Here is an 18,568-nt window from a genome sequence, read left to right on the forward strand (position 1 = left end):
TCTCTAGTACGAGAGACTTTGGAAAAGGCTAACATTACGTATAACATCTATACTTAAAAGCCACCTTCCTATCCTCGTAGGTTATCTTGGTGTTCATAAAGGCAGGTCTCCTGGCTTATGCATCGAACGCTGGCTTATCCCTTCCCGAATGAATCAGTGGTTTTTTATAAGCAAGCTAGCAGTTACAGTGGCGGGACCGCGTCGGACTTACACCGACTTCCCTATTATCTTTGCACACGGCAAAGAACCTTTACTACTTATCAAATTGTCTAACATTTCTATTATAGCTGAAATCTCCGTTTTGAAAAGAATAATTTTCTGAAAACTCTAGTGTTGCTTATACAATCCCCAAATACGTCGTAGAAATTAATGAAAGCCACCCATAAAGGATGGCTTACGATGATTACATTTTTTCAGGTGCACTTACGCCAATTAGTTTTAGAGCGTTTGTAGCTGTCGGCTATGCCTTTCGCTACAGAACGATGAAAGATTGCGTTCGCTTATTATTGATTACATCTTTTCAGGAGCTGATACGCCGATTAAACGTAGAGAGTTCGCTAATGTTGTTTTAACGGCTGTGATTAACGCTAAACGTGCTTCTGTTAACTCTTTATTGTCTTGGTTAATCACTTTTTCAGCATTATAGAAGCTGTGGAACGTTGCCGCTAGGTCTTGAATGTAGTTAGCAATACGGTGTGGTGTGCGGTGTTTCGCTGCATCTGCCACGACTTGCGGGAATGCTCCTACTTTTTTCAGTACCTCTTCTTCTTTTTCTGCTGTTAGTAGGCCAAGGTTATCAAGTGAAGCTGCATAGCCTTGCTCACCTGCTGCACGTAAAATTGATGCAATACGTGCATGTGCATATTGTGCATAGTACACTGGGTTTTCATTTGATTGTGATACCGCTAAATCTAGGTCGAAATCCATATGCGAGTCGCCTGCTGTTTTCACGAAGAAGTAACGAACGGCATCTAAGCCTACTTCTTCTACTAATTCACGCATTGTGACCGCATTACCTGTACGCTTCGACATTTTAAATTTCTCGCCGTTTTTGTATAACTGTACCATTTGGATAATTTCTACTTCTAATGTCCCGCGATTATAGCCAAGCGCCTCGATTGCTGCTTTCATACGCGGAATATATCCGTGGTGATCAGCGCCCCAAATATTAATCAGCTTATCGAAACCACGTTGTAATTTATCTTCGTGGTAGGCGATATCCGGCGTTAAGTATGTGTAAGAGCCATCGTTTTTGATTAATACACGGTCTTTGTCGTCACCAAATGTTGTCGAACGGAACCAAGTGGCACCTTCCTCTTCAAATACGTGACCATTTGCTTTTAATTTATCTAATGCTACATCGATTTTGCCATTGTTGTATAAAGATGTTTCTGAATACCATACATCAAATTCAACACGGAAATTCGCTAAGTCTTTTTGCAATTTCGCTAACTCTAGGCGCAGTCCATGCTCACGGAAAAATTTGAAACGCTCTTCATCTGATTTTTCTAAAATGTCTGCACCAAACTCTTCTTTTAACTGACCTGCAATTTCAATAATATCTGGACCATGGTAGCCGTCTTCTGGCATTTCAGCATCCATGCCTAAAGCCTGCTTGTAACGTGCTTCTAACGAGTATGCTAAGTTGTTAATTTGATTCCCTGCATCGTTAATATAGTATTCACGTGAAACATTGTAGCCGGCAAAATCCATTACGTTACATAAAGAGTCACCAACAGAAGCCCCGCGCGCGTGACCTAAATGTAAATCACCTGTTGGGTTTGCTGATACGAACTCTACTTGTACTTTTTCACCTGCCCCAGCGTTTGAACGACCGTAGTTTTCAGCTTGCTCAAAAGCAGCTTTCACAACACCTGCAAGGAAATCTTTACGTACTGTAATGTTCATAAAGCCAGGACCTGCGATGTCGATTTTCTCAATATCTGTCCCTGCTGTTTCAAGATTTTTTAAAATCGCCTCTGCAATCGCACGTGGCGGCTTTTTCGCAATCTTTGTTAATTGCATCGCTAAGTTTGTTGCAAAGTCACCGTTTGCTTTATCCTTCGGTGTTTCTAAATGAATAGTTAAGTCACTTGCCTCTTCTACTAAGCCTGCTTTCACAGCAGCAGCAGCAAGCGCAGCTTTAATTTGTTGTTGTAGTTGTTCTACTGCGTTCATAGTTGTACCTCCGTATAATGTATTTGTAACGTATAGTTGCCGACTGACGTACCGCCGAGAATTAAATCATACTGCGTTTTAAACTCGCCACTTGCCTCTCGTCGCTCATACGATAGTTGATAGGTTTTTGTTACTAGTGGAATCATGCCGTACGGGCTATCGTAATGACCTTGTTCCTTTTGTTTTGTGTTGAGTGGCAAGCGCATATTCAAGCCGCCCTTGCGCATAATAACCGCCTGCTCATCTGTTAATTTGACTGTCGTACGGATTGTTTTATCATCCTGTACTTCCTCATATCGTAAATAGTGCGTCCCCGCTTTTTCAATAAAGGTTCCTTGTAACCACATCTCATATGTTTCTAATTCACCCTCTGTCGGGATAATAGAAGAAACGAGCTTTATTTTCACTTCAGTTCCTACATCGTTCACCGCCTGGACAACCCCTTTAGTTCGATTATATAACCTTCTTATTATAGGATAGTTTTCTCTATTTAATCAAGAATGAACTGGCTGAATGAATGACTTTCCTCCGCAACAAGTCCATGTTAGTAATCTCTTATATGATCATGAACACTATATATGTGCATTTTAATGTTCCAGCATAATGGTTGACTTTAAAAATCAGCTTCCATGTTGCAAGCTTATCTTCTCATCCGCTTGCATTTTGGCTAAAAATAAATGTTTTTTAACGGTTCACTGCAGGATTTTGCTCGGATACGGGATGGTTTTGACCGGATGCAGTGACTTTTTGCTCGGATAGCGTAGCTTTTTGACCGTTTACCACGGACTTTTGCTCGGATACGGTAGTGTTTTGCTCGTACCTGAAGGTTTTGATCGTTCAATGTCGACAGTTTTAAGACGATTTATATAAAAAAGTGCAAACAAACCTGAACACAGGCTTGTCTACACTTTATAATAAAATCTATTATTTCACCCAGCCTAAAATCATTTCACGGGTAAATTTCGCTGCAAGGTGGAAAGTGTTATTCACACTTTCATTAATCCTTTGTGCTCCTGACGCTACGCTTTCGTCGCAAACACTGCCTTCATTGTTGCATTCTTAAAATGATTTCGTAGGAATTATTTCACCCACCCTAAAATCATTTCACGGATAAATTTCGCTGCTGCGTTGGCCGTCATTTCTGAGTGGTCGTACACTGGAGCTACTTCTACTAAGTCGAAACCTACCACATTCACTTCAGAGCGTGCGATTTCGTGGATAGATGCTAGTAGCTCTTTTGATGTAATCCCGCCGGCATCTACCGTACCTGTACCTGGTGCATGCGCTGGGTCTAATACATCGATATCGATCGTTACATATACGTTGCGACCCGCAAGTGTTGGTAATACTTTTTTCAGTGGCTCTAATACTTCAAATAATGAAATGTGCATGCCGTTTTCTTTTGCCCATTCCATTTCCTCTTTTAAGCCTGAGCGAATACCGAATGAATATACATTCGATGGTCCAATTTGGTCAGCAATTTTACGAATTGGTGTCGCATGTGAGTACGGCTCCCCTTCGTAATCTGTACGTAAATCTGTATGTGCATCAAAATGAATAATGGCAAGGTCTTCATATTTTTCATACACAGCTTCCATCACAGGTAGAGACACTAAATGCTCTCCGCCCATGCCAACAGGAATTTTGCCATCTGCCAGCAACTTACGTACCCAGTCTTTAATTTCCTTTAATGATTTTTCAGGATTGCCAAATGGTAGTGGAATATCACCAGCGTCAAAGAATTTCACATCGCCAAGCTCACGATCTAAATACAGGCTATACTCTTCTAACCCAATCGATACTTCGCGAATACGTGCAGGACCAAAACGAGAACCTGGACGATAACTTACTGTCCAGTCCATTGGCATGCCGTATAAAACCGCTGTACTTTCTTCATAATTAGGGTGGCTTTTAATAAAAACATTCCCTGAATAAGTTTCATCAAAACGCATGTTATTCACCTTCTCTAGTTATTTTTATGCTGCATTTGTACCATTTAAATTATTTCCTAGAATAATAGGAATATTCCTGTGATTAAATGTTAAAAATGCAAGTATCAATTTATCTAAACTGCAAATTTTACACAAATGAAATACTTTTGTAACACAATTGAAACTTTTCGTTTCAGTTAAACGTACTATATTATGCAGTTCAAAAAAAGTATAGATGTTTTTCTGCAAAGTGCAAGAGTTTTCGTTATTAATTCACACGAAAAGCACATACTACCATAACGAGTACAGATCGAGGTGAAATCGTATGAAACGACGTCAATATTTTAAAAAGAAAACACGTAAAAAATGGTCTAAAAATGTACTGTTAGTCATGGTTGCATTAGCTAGTGCATTTGTAGTTTCAATCCTTTCATTACGTGTTTATGCACAAATAGCTGGCGCACCACCACTGACAGTTCCGAAAGCTTCGATATTTTTAGATAATCAAAATAACCAAATCGGTGACTATTATACAGACGAACGCCGTTACTGGGTCGCAATCGATGAGTTATCACCCTATTTAATCGATGCAACGATTGCTGTAGAAGATAAGGATTTCTATGAACATGGTGGGTTTGATTACTCTCGTATCGCGGGGGCCTTATTAGCAGATTTGAAAGCCGGCTCCAAAGTGCAAGGGGCGAGTACACTCACACAACAATATGCACGAAACCTATTTTTAACACATGAAAAAACGTGGACACGGAAAATTAACGAAGCCCTGTACGCCTACCGCCTCGAAATATTTTACGGGAAAGATGAGATTTTAGAGGGCTATTTAAATACGGTTTATTACGGTCACGGAATGTACGGAGCGGAAGCGGCGAGTCGTTACTATTTTGGAAAATCCTCCAGTGATTTAACATTAGCGGAAGCAGCGATGCTTGCAGGTATTCCAAAAGGGCCAACATACTATTCGCCTCTTGCCAATGAACAAAAAGCGACAGAACGTCAGCAGCTGATTTTAAGCTTAATGGAAAGCCAAGGGAAAATTACAGCAGCAGAAAAGGAACGCGGTGTTTCAGAACAGCTGGTGTATAAAAGTGATGAGTGGATTGCATCCAAATCGATTGCCCCTTATTTCCTAGATGTTGTGTGGGCTGAAGCGAGTGAAATTTTAGAAAGCCAAAACTTAAACATTAGTGAAGGCGGTTGGAAAATTAAAACGACTTTAAATCAAGCACATCAACAGGCAGCCGAACAAGCAGTCGCCAATCATATGCCCGATAGTGAATTACAAGTGGGTCTTGTCAGTATGGATCCTACTACTGGGTTTGTCACAGCCCTTGTCGGTGGGCGTGATTATGGGACGAGCTCATTTAACCGTGTGACACTCGCACAACGGCAACCAGGCTCGACCATTAAACCTATTTTATATACGGCAGCACTGGAAAAAGGCTATACACCGATGACATTTAAAGATGTATCGCAAACGACCTTTACGTATGATAACGGTCGCCAAACCTATACACCAAAAAATGTGAACGGACAGTTTGCGACCCATGAAATGTCACTCGCACAAGCATTAGCTATTTCTGATAATGTGTATGCAGTGAAAACATTACAAGATATCGGTTACCCAAGCTTCCGTAATATATTAGAGCGTTTCCAATTAAATTCAACAAAAAGTGAGTCACCTTCTATTGCACTCGGGACAATCGAAACATCCCTATATGCCTTAACAAATGCTTACAACATACTAGCGGCTGGTGGTGAATCTCTTCATGCGACAACGATTCTTTCCATTGAAAATGCGAAAGGACAAATCGTTTATGAGTATGAGCAGCCTAAAAACGAACAAGTTGTAACAGAGGCAGATGCATACATTATGACGCAAATGCTTACAGGGATATTTGATCCTGTATTTAGCGATTATTCTCCCGCAACAGGTGTATCCATTCGACCAAAGATGACGCATACGTATGCCGCAAAATCTGGCACAACAAATAGCGACCAATGGATGGTTGGTTACTCTACTCATTTAACGACGGGTGTATGGAATGGCTATGACCATGGAAAAAATTTATCTACACAAGCAGATAATTCGACTACAAAGCAAGTATGGATTGATTTTATGGAGGCTGTGCATAAAGGATTGCCTAACGAGGAATTTGTACCGCCGTCTACTGTTGAAGGCGTAGTCATCGATATTGCTTCAGGTAAAATTGCAAACGAGGCATGCCCAGAAAATCAGCGTCTTGTCTATGTAAAAGCAGAAGATGTGCCGGAAGAAAAATGTTCAACATATTGGTTTGACTCAGATTGGTTTAATCAAGATTCATTGGAAAATTCATGGGATAGCTTACTAAACTGGCTACCATTTGAATTATTTAAGGAACCTACACAATAATGATACGTCTAATGGTATACCAGGACTTTCATTCATCCATTATGCCGAGGCGTAATGGTGTTCGGATTTTGTCTACTTGCATTCATATAGCTACCTATAGAGACGGACGTCCATCTGCCGAATGAAAATGAAAAGAGCTACTTCTTCCCCGGAAATACGATTGTTCCGTGGGAAGAAGTAGCCCTTTTTGGCAAGCGAAAGCATGAGAATCATGGGGCATTCGGCTTGGGAATGTTCAAATGCCGCATAGCTCTCATCGCTTTTCGTTTGGCCAAGTGTCCTAGCGCCTACTACCGTAAGCTCTGCTTCAAGTGTACTTTTTTTCATTAGTAGTTTCAACTACCGATTCAATACTAATTACAATTGTCACACTTTGTTCACGCATTTTTATATATTTTTCTACAAAAAGATTGACGAACATATAGCTTTTTATGTTTATGATGCAAAATTTTTATGATTTTACAGTTAAATCATCTCGTAGTTTCTGCTCACTCCGATGCCACATTTCCAAGTTATGCGTCTTAAAGAAATTAGCCAACACTTGCTTTGAAACATCATCCATAAAATCAACCATAATATGTCGCTTCATCGATTTATCCATTTTATTTACATGCTCTGGTAATAACTTATAGCCGCGACGTTTTCCACGGTTTACAACCATCTCACATGCCGTCACACCCGCAAAGTACGGGCCTTCCGCTTTATAATCAATCGTGACCCATACAAGCCAGTACGGTTTTCCGCCTTCAGAATCTTCGCGATTCGTTGTGAACTTGATACCCCGTTCTACATCACTTTTCGCATGCATCGCACCGATATCAACAGCCGCTGTTTTCTCTTGCACATCAATAATGACCGGCGATACATTTTCAAGCGTTAGCGAGCCAATCCCAAACCCGCCATGTCCATCAGTCGGATCATTTTTAATAATGGTAAAGCCCATTTTTTGTTTTGGTTTTTCTTCATTAGACATTGTAAATCCCTCCGTTTATATTATTATAAATAATATACACCATAACTCAAAGCGGGGAGGCTTTATAAGATGCCAATCGTCACAGTCAAATTATTAGAAGGTCGTACAGATGAGCAAAAACGTGCATTAGTTGAAAAAGTAACAGAAGCGGTAGCTGAAACAACAGGTGCTCCAGCACAAAACGTAACAATCATCATCGAAGATATGTCAAAAGCACACTACGCTACAGGCGGCGTTCGCGCTTGCGATAAATAAGGCTTTGAGAGAGAATTTACTTAATATAGTAAATTCTCTTTTTTTGTGAGGTGACGTATGAAAACAAAATTAATCCAAATCGGCCTTATGCTGATGTTCATTACCGGGCTTATGCTTGTTTTGATCAACCCTATCCAAAGCTTCCTTGTCTCTCACTTAAGCAAGTCGCTTGTGCCGACACCCACCCAGCAAGTAGCTGTTGAAAATAGTGAGGTAAGCTTTGATTTTGAAGCGGTACAATCACTATCGATTGTTGATGTGTTACGTGCCCAAGCGAGCAAAAGTGACTTACCTGTGATCGGTAGCATCGCTATCCCTGAAGTCGGCTTAGAGTTACCTATTTTAAAAGGGGTAGGAAAAGAGGCTTTAGCTGCTGGCGCTGGTACGATGAAACCACAGCAAATGATGGGACAAGGCAACTATTCACTAGCTAGCCATTACTTTGAAGAAAAAGATATATTGTTCGGTCCCCTTTACGAAGCTGAAATCGGCGATAAAATCTATTTATCTGATCTATCCTATGTGTATGAATACGAGCTAATAACGAAGGACATCATCGAGGAAACAGACGTCTATATTATCGATGATGTACCGAATGAAACATTGCTAACACTCATTACGTGTGCAGAAGAAGGCTCCAAACGCTTAGCCGTTCGCGCAACATTTACACAACGTTATACACCTGAAGATGTAAAAAACCTTAACGGCTAATTTGCCGTTAAGGTTTTTCATTAGGCGTTTTTACGACGACGGATTAAGAAGAATGCGCTCATTGCCATTAAAGCAAGACCTGCATACAACATTGCCGTTGTAGACGCACCATCTGTTTGAGGAAGTTTCGCTACGCTCTCGCCTGCTGTTGAAACATTATCTTTCTCCGCTGTTGTACCATCAGTCGTTGGCTCTTTCGAATCCATTGCGGCTAATGTACGCTCAAGCTCCGCTAAACGTTCCTTTAATTTTGTATACTCTACACCTAATACACGTAGAAGCTCTGCTTGTTCTTCAGGTGTAAGCTGTTCAAACATCTCTAGGAATTGCTTTAATTCTTCGATTTGCTTTTTAATATCTTCCGGATTATTTGGAATTGGATTTTCTATAATCTTTTGGATATTTGCTACCTGCTCCGATGTTACTTGAGATGGTGTGCTTGGATCTGTTGGCTCACTCGGATCTGTCGGTGGTGTGCCTGGATCTGTTGGCTCACTCGGATCTGTCGGTGGTGTGCCTGGATCTGTTGGCTCACCTGGATTTGTCGGTGGTGTGCCTGGATCTGTTGGCTCACCTGGATTTGTCGGTGGTGTACCTGGATCTGTTGGCTCACCTGGATTTGTCGGTGGTGTACCTGGATCTGTTGGCGGCGTGCCTAGATCTGTCGGTGGTGTTACAGGAACACTTGGTTTACCTGGTTGTGATGGGTCTGTTGGTTCAGCAGGCTCCACTGGCTGGCCAGGAGTTTCAGGTGTTACTGGATTTGCCGGTACTTCTTCAGTAATTGTCGTACACTCTGCTGTAATTGTTGTAACAGGCGTACCTTCCACCGTCACCGTTGTCGTTCCTTCAATAAATGTAATTGCTACAATACCATCTTCTGGAACAGTTACTGTATAAGATTCTGTACCATTTGAAACTGTTGCTTCTTTACCTATATGTTCTGATAACGAAATAGATGTTGGGTAATCACATACTTGTTTTTCATATGTGAATGTACCTTGACAATCAACTAAATTAATAGAACCAATGACTTTGTCGCCATCTTTTAATATGACTGTGCCGTTTATGAATGGCAATGTTACTTTACCATTCGGATCAAATGTAACAGTTGTTGTTGCACCATTATGTTCAGCTGTGACTGTTTTATTTGCATAATCAACTAATGTTAATTCTGTTGCAGTACATACTTTTGTAAATTCAAAAGTACCTTCACAATCTACTAATGTTACTGTACCAATTTCCTTACCATCTGCCGCTAATACTGTGACTGTACCGTTCGTAAATGGTAATTGTACCTTTCCATCTGCTCCAACAATTACTGTTAGAGCTGTTGTACCATCTGTACCTGTTACAATTTGCCCAATATAATCTGTTAACGTAATCGTGACCGCTTCACACACTTTGTCTGGTGTGAACGTAAATTCACCTGTACAATTCACTAACGTCGTTGTACCGATTTCTTTACCACTTGCATCCACTACAGTAATAAACCCATCTGTAAATGGAATAATGAGCTTACCATCCACCGCTACTTGTGCCGTAACAGCTGGCTCACCTGCTTTCGTAATTGTCACAACTTGTCCTACATATTCAACGAGTGTTACCTCTGATTGCGGACAAGATTTTGTTGGTGTAAATGTACCCTCACAGTTAATCACTGTGACTGTACCGATTTCTTTACCTGTTGTATCTTTTACTGTCGTTGTACCTGCTGGCAGATCACCTGTTGGTACGATTACTTGACCATTTCCATCCACTGTATACGGCTTGTCACCAATTGTTACCGTTGTGTTTGGTGGTAAGTTTGTGATGCTTACGCCTTCTTCACAGCTTGGTGCTGTTGGTGTAAATGTACCCTCGCAGTTAATTACTGTGACTGTACCGATTTCTTTCCCTGTTGTATCTTTTACTTTTACTGTTGTTGTACCTTCTGGCAGATCGCCTGTTGGTACGATCACTTGACCATTTCCATCAACCGTATATGGCTTGTCACCAATTGTTACTGTTGTGTTTGATGGTAAGTTTGTGATGCTTACGCCTTCTTCACAGCTTGGTGCTGTTGGTTGAACTGGTGTTGTTGCAAGCTCTAGCTTAATACAATCACTCGGATTCACTAGCTTGTCTTTTGCCTCAGTCGTTAGCTCATACTGCGTTTGTGATTCTTGTTCAACGATTGTATAGCCTAACTTCAAACCAGCTGTGATACCATTCACAAGACTGCTATCAGTAAACACTAAGTTACCAGTCGCATCTGCAGTCACTGTTGTTACTACTGTCTTATCATTTTTAATGTCAAACACTTTCCCAGCTGCTTCTGTTCCTACATTAATTGTTAAGGAAGGTTGGCAGACTGGTGGTTGAGGTGGTGCTGGTGCTTTATAAATGGCTTCACAGTTTGTTACTGTAATTACCCCTAGTAATGTCGCACCTTCATACAATTCATATTGACCGTTTTCCACTGTGTATGGAACTGTTATTTGGCCTTGTGCATCTGTTGTACCAGTTGCAATTACATTTTCATTATCATCTTTAACTGTCACTGTTACATTTTCACGAGCTTTGCCACTAGCATTTTGAACAGTTAATGTAAAGATTGGGCAGACGTTTGCAGATACTTGGACTTCAGCACCACAAATCTCGTCGATATAACTTACTGTAATATCGCCTAATTTTTGATTCGTACTGTTATACACTTCATATGTTACGCCTTGCTGTAATAAAGATTTATCATTAAATACAATTTGACCGTTTGTATCGGTTGTACCTGTTGTAACAACAGCACCAGCTTGATTTTTAATTGTTACTTGTACGCCTGAACCAACTGGCTGTAAATCTTTATTATTCACTGTTAACGTAAATGCTGGGCAAGCACCTTTTATAACAGTACCTTGGCAATCTGCTGTATACGTTACTTTTATATCCCCAATTTTTTCACCAGATGTGCCATCAGCATTTTGTTCGTACACTTTGTACGTACCTGGTGCTTGGTTTTGTGGTAATTGAATCTTACCTTCAGCATCTGTAGTATCTGTAGTTAAAATTATTGGATTTCCTTGACTATCTGTTACAACAACCTTTGTATTTTCGTAGACAGAACCATTAGGACGTTGAACCGTCATTTCAAAAATATTACAAGCTTTATATGGTTGTAATTGGCCTTGACAGTTACCTGTATAGCTCACTGTTAAATCACCAATTTTTTTGTCTGATGTATATTTAACCTCATATGTTCCTGCTACTGTTGTAGACGGTAATTGTTGTGTACCATCGTTATCTGTTGTTAATGTGTATGTTTCAGATGAAATTGTACCATCTGCATTTTTATTATTAACCGTCATTTTAAAGGTAGTGTTTTTTAACACTTCCCCATCTGCATCTTTTAATACAAATGTAAAGTAATCACAAGCAGGTGCTAATTGAAGTTCACCCGAACAATCATTTTCACCATATTTTACATTAATGGACTCAGTTAACACTAATTTATCTGTGCCATCTTTATTCAATTCAATGACTTTATATAACCCCGGAGCCACTGTATCTCTTGGAACTGAAATCGTACCGTTTGTAGCTGTTGTATATAAATATTCTGTGCCACCCTTTGACACTAATTTTACTTTTACATTCGGTCGAACTTTACCATCTACATCTTTTAACGTTAATGTATAATTTGGACACATTTTCGATGCATCCACTGTAAAATTATTAATTAACGTCGTTTCAGCTTTTGGATCTACCAATGTATCCGTAGTTTCATTTAGCTTAAACGTAACATCATCCATTTTAGTATAGCCAGTTGGTGCTGCTACTTCGCGAATCAAATACGTACCGTAGTTAATATTGTCGAATGTAAATGTACCGTCCGCTGCAGATGTCGCAGTACGCATAATATATTCTTTCGTACCAATTTTTTTAATTAATTGGAACTGTACGCCCCCAAGCTCTGTATCAATACCTGTTGCAGCATTTTTACCAATCTTCACAAACTTCGCATTTCCTTTTCTTGCAGAGAAATCAGAAGAGGAATTACTAAATGCTTGCTTATTATTTGTTACAATACTTGTTTTTTGGTTGGCACTTGTTGCACCAGAGTATGAGATTTTTGCGTTATTGCTGAACGGATCATTTAGTTCACCAAAGGCTAACGTTTCATACTGTACTTGATAGCCTCTATTCGTTAAGTCCCCTAAAGGAAGAGTGAATCCACCGTCCTCATTGTATTGTACATCCGGAGCATCTTGCCAAGCTATACCCTCAGTTACTCCTGTTGCGGTAACTGTGTAAGGTTTAATTTTAATTGACCCTGGGATAAGCATTAATGTTTCTGATGGTGTATCCGTTAATGTAACATCACCTAGAGCTGACAACGACTTATTAATATCTAATAGCCAAGTCACGACTGGTGCACTTTGATTAAAAACTTTCTTCTTAAGTAAGCTATTCGCGTCATTTACTGTTACTGGTGTAGCTAGTAGTGTAAATTCTTGTGTACCTAACGTTTTAAATTTCGCTACATTCGAATAAACATTCCCTGCTGTATTTTCATCTGTTGAACCGATCCCGATAATATCATCCGAATCTTTTGTATTGTACTCAACTAAATACGCTTTGTTGTTTACGTCTGCTGGCAAGTTATCATTGAATGTTAATGTAAATGATTTATTATCAGCCGCTAGATTTACCTGGTAATGTGTATCTGATAGTTCAGATCCTTTATCCCCTTTTGCATCATCTTCTGATCCACCATGAACTAACGTATAGTTATATACTTTTATCGATCCAGGAACAATCTCATGACCTTCTCCAAGCGTATCTGTTAATACAGCATTATTAATTTTTTGCTTATTCACATTCACTTTTACGTCCCATGTAAATGTTTGGTTGGCATAATTGTAAGAACCTGATTTACTTCCGTTATTTAAAGAAGTCTCTTTTGGCTCGTAATTACTTTGAAATTTTATACTATAGTCTATATCACTTCGCCAATTAGCTATTACTTCATTTCCATATCCTTGTTTCGCTACCTCACCATTTTCTTCAATAGCGAATGATGTAACATAAGTTATTTCCCCTGTTTTACCTTTTTTAACCGAAACATCCTTGATGATGAATCCTTGGCTCAGATCAGCAGGATTTTTAAGTTCTACATCACCTGTCATACCTTTTAAATCAATTCCAAAGTTAGCATGATCTTCAGGTATAATTAAGGTATGTTTTCCCGTACGTTCATTGTAATAAAACGTATCATCGATTGTTAAGCCTGAGATATCTTTATTGTCTGCTTTAACCTGAATTTTCCAATGAATTTCTTTCTTATCAAAGTCAATTGTACGGCTTTTCCTAAGAATTCCTTGGCGAATTTCATGTGTTGCAGTATGTTTACCTTGAGCAGTAATACCATCAGCCTTAACAGTGTTACTTAATGTTCTTTCTTGGTTATCAGTATAAAAATCTTCCTGAACCTTAGCGTCGTATGTGATATGATAGGCTTTTTCGACTGTGTCTTTAAATGTTAATTTAAAGCCATTCGCTCCCTCTGGTACAACGTCATAAAGAGTCCCTTTTTGAGTAGTTACATCTGTCTGTCCTGTAGCATTACCACTATCATCTACTGTTACTTCAAACACTCGAATTGAATCAATATCAATTTTATGTGGGTAAGGTTTTGAAGTAGAACTCGAAGATAGCTTATCTGTAATTACTGGGCTAGTACGTTTCGCTAAGTTATAATTATAGTTAATCGCCCATGAAGATATATAGTTGTCTCCATCTACCAATTCTTTTTTCAGCGCATCCCCGTATGTCAGCGTGACCGAGCCGTTTGCTGTCTCTTCTGAAATAGTATCATGCTTGAACTTAACTGTATTATTCAGTGTTGTATTTCCCTCGGGTTCAGTTAAGTTAACCTCTGTTTTATATGTCACTTTGTACGCATACTTGCCTGTTAACTTTGCATTCACATTCGACCAATTACCATTCGTTAATACCGATGTGCCTGTTCCACTTTTGTCAATAACACCTTTTAATCCAACCGTGTACTGAGCAATATTTACAGTTCCATCTTTAATCGCATGTCCTGTACCTGGTGTATCTGTTAAAGTGGCATTTTTAAGTTCTTTACCAGCCTCATTCACCCATACAGTCCATTCAATTTGGCGTTTACCATCAACTGTAGAAACAGCACCTTTAGTTTTAGTGACTTTGCTATTAGCTGTTTCTGGTAAGAACGTTAGCCTAATCGTCTTTTCTCCTGAGATTCCATCTGGAACAACTAACTCTTGCTCCAAAGAGGTACCCGAAAGTGTGAATCCAGAATTAAAATCCATCGTTATTTTAGCCTCAGGATCAAAATACGAATTATTTTCATTCCCATTAATATTTTGATTAAATGTTACGGTGACTTCATATTTCCCATCACTACCCAAAACTGTCGTATACGTGTAAATTGGATTTACTGCGTTTGGATAACTACCATTAAATTTAGAGCTATAATCAATTAATGATTTTGGTAGCTTAAATGTAAAATAATCGCCTTTATTTGCTCCTTGATCCAAATCGACCGTAAATACATAATTAACAGCTGCTGTAGTAGTTTGAGCTAATTCTTTAGTAGTTGAAGCTAAGTTTTCACCAGTACCACTTTCTTGTAAAGAAACTTTCACACCTTTAATCTTTGCACTAATATCTTGAGGCGTTGCACCTTCTTCTCCACTCGCAAATGTCACCCCATATGTACCAAATGGCCCGAGGATGGTTTGGAACAGGACGAGTACCGTGAGAAGCGCTATATTTAGTTTTCTCATTTCCTTAGGTTTTCCCTCCTTCTTCTATATTTCAGAACCTCTTTACGAGATTCCAATAGCATTATATTTAAAACCGCTTAACAATCTCTTAAATTTTACATTTAACTACCAAAAATAAAGAAAAATATAACACATTTGTTTAAATAAAACCTTTTTAGATTGTTATCTATTAAATGAAATTTCTAAAAATCAGCCTATCTTTCATGCTTGGATTGGCTCATTTTGGTGAAAAAATGAGTGGTTTTATGCAAAATGCAACATGTTGCGAATAGCTGCTGTACTAAAAAAGAGAGAAATTTACTAAAAAGGAGGCTTACGTAGAAAGCGAAAAAAGCGGCTTTTCGGCTAAAAAACGAGCATAATTGAGCTTTTTCCGAAAAAATATATCATATTCTAAAGTGGTGAATATATGTCTTTAGAATATGTCTAGCTATTAAAAAGCATAAAAATAAATGTTAACGTCCTATTTTGTCATAAAAAAATCTGCCCCCCACTTAAAAAAACGGCTAAATTTCAATTGGCCGTTTTTAATATACAACTTATTTTAGGATAAGTGCCATTTAAGTAAATAGACCTAATTTGACACTTATTTAAAATTAAGTTGTATGTCAATTTCGCAATTTGGCACTAACTAGGCATTAAAAAATCTCCTCTTGCAATTCAAGCGACGAAAAAAATTATGTAGTCACACCAGCTATATTCAAAAAAACATCCTCTTTGTAATAAATGTGTTTCTGTCTCAACATCATCAGAGAGGATAAATGCTGTACTTTTACTGATCACTTAAAGAACCCCCTACACTTGAAGTGTAGGGGGGATTGACGGTTTTCCATACGTTCGTTCCTATTAACCTAAAAAGTGAATTTCCTTCGGGTAATACACTTTATAGTCAACTTTAATATTGTTCGCCATCGCAGAGACAATATGCGATTGCTCGGCTAACTCACGGATTTCCCCGCTTGGCATTTCCAAGTAAATGGGCCTTTTCGTTGGCACGACGCCTGGACGGTAAAAGTCATATGGTAAATCCGATGTGGAATCAGGCTTTACATAGTATTCGGGGTCCAGACCAATCGCTTTTACTTGCTCGACTAGCCATGCGTAACGTTCTGGTTCCTCTGCTGGATTTAAATCCATATGTTCGAATAAATCACGGTTTATAAAGCGACGACATAAATCACTTAAAATCGGGTCAGCTTCATCCATCCAAAATTGGAAGTATGTGAGCATAATACTTTCATCTAGTGCTAAGTATTGTTGAAGTGATACTTCTCCACTGAAGAATGGCCTGAAGTGCACAGGTTCAAATGTAAATTGATAGTTTTCTTCACTTAACTTTTTCGCGCGCTTTAAAATATGATTCAGTACCGCTTCTGCACTACGAGACACGGGGTGGAAATAGATTTGTAAGTACATTTGATAGCGTGACATAATGTAATCCTCAATCGCATGCATCCCGCTCGATTTAATAACGACCATATCTTTTCGTGGACGCATAACACGCAAAATGCGCTCCATATCAAAATGCCCATAGCTTACACCTGTAAAGTACGCATCTCGCTGCAAGTAATCCATGCGGTCTGCATCAATTTGACTGGAGATCAGGCTTACGACTTGCTGGTTGGTGTAGTTATTATCAATCACTTGAGCAACAAGCTCTGGGAAACCGTTTCCTACTTTTCGGAGCACAGCATTCACTTCGGTATTGCCAAGTAAAATGTCACGTGTGTATTGCTCATGGTCTGTACCAAACACCGCTTCAAATGCATGCGAAAATGGTCCATGGCCTAAATCATGTAATAATGCCGCGCACAGTGCTAATAAGCGCTCATTATTATCCCACTCTGGTCGACCACTAAACACATCGTCAATAATACGCCGTACAATTTCATATACACCAAGCGAATGCGTAAAACGACTATGTTCGGCCCCGTGAAATACTAAATATGTAGTACCTAACTGACGGATCCTGCGTAAACGCTGAAACTCGCATGTACCGATTAAATCCCAAATGACTTGGTCGCGCACATGCACATAACGATGCACAGGGTCTTTAAATACTTTTTCTTCTGCTAGTTTCGCTGTTGCATAATCCATCTTCTGTACCTCCTCCAACTCATTGTTACTTCTATTATATGAGAGACATACTACTTTAGCATTAACAAAAAGAGATTGTTCATACTAGATGAACAATCTCATGTACATTACTTCTTTAGTTTTGCCACAACTTTTTCCATGAGCTCATCTTCTGTCAGAGCAGCTACGGGACGGTTATTGACAAATGTAAATGTTTTTTTGCGGCCTGGTCCGCAATATGAATGACAGCCAATTTCAATCGTTGCTTCTGGATCTATTTCTTTTAGCTTTGGAATTAACGTTTTTAAATTAACGGCCTGACATTCATCGCAAACGTGAAAGATGTTTGCCATAGTGTCAACACCCTTTCTATACTATTTTACGCTTTCATAAGCAGTTTTGTTGCATTTTAATCTTTCCTATTGTAGCTCATACATCCAGCTAGATTCAAGAGAAAACAGTGTTTATCGGTCAAAGGTCTGAAGCTATTTTTCACTTAAAAAAAAAAGAAGGAATAAACTCTCGTAAATCAGGTCATATTAATAGTGAAATCATAAGTTAGGGGGATTTTTCCATGGTAAAAATAAGACAAGATGCTTGGCTAAAAGAAAATGATGAACTATTAGCTGAAGCCGTATTAAGACATGTTAAAGAAGGTAGTACCCAGTTAAATGCTTTTGAGGAAGCCGGTGATGCATTAAATCGTACTGCAGCAGCCTGTGGTTTTCGTTGGAACGCCGTTGTTCGCCGTTTTTACGAGAAAGAATTATCAGAAGCAAAAAAAGAGCGGAAAGAACGCCTTCGTGTACTAGGCTCGATTGGTAAACGTCGTGCGCAACAAATCTATCTACTTCCATCTGCGAATGAAGAGGAAGGACGTACGATTCCTTTATCTGCATTATCACTCGATATTGTGATTGCCTACTTAGCACGTTTGCAACATACTAGTTCAGCAGAAACAGAAGTGGCAAAATGGCGCCATATGGCCAATATCTCAACGGACAAGTTAAAAGAGTTAGAACAGGAAGTGGCGCGACTTGAACGTGAAAACAGAGAAATCAAAGAAGACTATGAACAGTTTGTCAACATTATGAATCGTGCACGTCGCCTTGTTACATTAGATACAGAGGAAGAACGTGTAGCACCTGTATTTAAAATGGAGCGAAACGGTAATTTAATAGCTTCCGCACCACAACCAGAAAACGGGGAGCAACTGCAATAAGCAGGCTCC

The 18,568-nt window shown here is 39.2% G+C and carries 11 protein-coding genes and 1 riboswitch; of the genes, 4 read left to right on the plus strand and 7 right to left on the minus strand.

Features of this window, described 5'->3' with window-relative positions; genetic code table 11:
* Positions 1 to 83 precede the first annotated feature (83 nt).
* Positions 84 to 267, minus strand: a riboswitch (cobalamin riboswitch).
* Positions 268 to 510: 243 nt separating this feature from the next.
* The 3 genes from argS to speB form a co-directional block, all read right to left on the minus strand.
* Complete coding sequence (gene argS, locus AC3II9_RS02580; RefSeq protein ID WP_489152908.1) at positions 511 to 2,178, minus strand: arginine--tRNA ligase; 1,668 nt, start codon at positions 2,176 to 2,178, stop codon at positions 511 to 513.
* Entirely contained in the window at positions 2,175 to 2,606 is a 432-nt protein-coding gene (locus tag AC3II9_RS02585) for a YwiB family protein (protein ID WP_489152909.1), read from the minus strand. The genes argS and AC3II9_RS02585 overlap by 4 nt, the downstream gene beginning before the upstream one ends.
* 651 nt (positions 2,607 to 3,257) lie before the next feature.
* On the minus strand, positions 3,258 to 4,130 hold the full coding sequence (speB, locus tag AC3II9_RS02590) for an agmatinase (RefSeq protein ID WP_489152910.1): 873 nt from the start codon (positions 4,128 to 4,130) through the stop codon (positions 3,258 to 3,260).
* A 304-nt stretch (positions 4,131 to 4,434) separates the two neighbouring features.
* Between speB and AC3II9_RS02595 the strand changes: the two genes are divergently transcribed.
* Complete coding sequence (locus AC3II9_RS02595) at positions 4,435 to 6,519, plus strand: transglycosylase domain-containing protein (RefSeq protein ID WP_489152911.1); 2,085 nt, start codon at positions 4,435 to 4,437, stop codon at positions 6,517 to 6,519.
* A gap of 451 nt (positions 6,520 to 6,970) precedes the next feature.
* On the opposite strand, the gene AC3II9_RS02600 is transcribed toward AC3II9_RS02595, so the two are convergent.
* A complete protein-coding gene (locus AC3II9_RS02600) occupies positions 6,971 to 7,492 on the minus strand; it encodes a YwhD family protein (RefSeq protein ID WP_489152912.1) in 522 nt (173 codons plus the stop codon).
* Positions 7,493 to 7,561: 69 nt separating this feature from the next.
* Between AC3II9_RS02600 and thmT the strand changes: the two genes are divergently transcribed.
* Together thmT and AC3II9_RS02610 are read left to right on the plus strand one after the other, a co-directional pair.
* On the plus strand, positions 7,562 to 7,747 hold the full coding sequence (gene thmT, locus AC3II9_RS02605) for a 2-hydroxymuconate tautomerase (RefSeq protein WP_391367796.1): 186 nt from the start codon (positions 7,562 to 7,564) through the stop codon (positions 7,745 to 7,747).
* Between the two features lie 57 nt (positions 7,748 to 7,804).
* Entirely contained in the window at positions 7,805 to 8,458 is a 654-nt protein-coding gene (locus AC3II9_RS02610) for a class A sortase (RefSeq protein ID WP_489152913.1), read from the plus strand.
* A gap of 20 nt (positions 8,459 to 8,478) precedes the next feature.
* Here the strand turns inward: AC3II9_RS02610 and AC3II9_RS02615 are convergent, their stop codons facing one another.
* From AC3II9_RS02615 to AC3II9_RS02625, 3 genes are all read right to left on the minus strand, one after another.
* Positions 8,479 to 15,261: a collagen binding domain-containing protein gene (locus tag AC3II9_RS02615; protein WP_489152914.1), complete on the minus strand. Its 6,783-nt coding sequence runs from the start codon at positions 15,259 to 15,261 to the stop codon at positions 8,479 to 8,481.
* A gap of 846 nt (positions 15,262 to 16,107) precedes the next feature.
* Complete coding sequence (locus tag AC3II9_RS02620) at positions 16,108 to 17,358, minus strand: HD domain-containing protein (RefSeq protein WP_489152915.1); 1,251 nt, start codon at positions 17,356 to 17,358, stop codon at positions 16,108 to 16,110.
* Positions 17,359 to 17,465: 107 nt separating this feature from the next.
* Positions 17,466 to 17,690, minus strand: a complete 225-nt coding sequence (locus AC3II9_RS02625) for a YuzB family protein (protein WP_391367807.1) — start codon at positions 17,688 to 17,690, stop codon at positions 17,466 to 17,468.
* Between the two features lie 221 nt (positions 17,691 to 17,911).
* On the opposite strand from AC3II9_RS02625, the gene AC3II9_RS02630 reads away from it, so the two are divergent.
* The gene (locus tag AC3II9_RS02630; RefSeq protein WP_489152916.1) at positions 17,912 to 18,559 is read left to right on the plus strand and encodes an RsfA family transcriptional regulator; all 648 of its coding nucleotides are present in this window, start codon (positions 17,912 to 17,914) and stop codon (positions 18,557 to 18,559) included.
* The last annotated feature ends 9 nt before the right edge of the window (positions 18,560 to 18,568 follow it).

The organism is Lysinibacillus sp. RU7 (assembly GCF_057837305.1).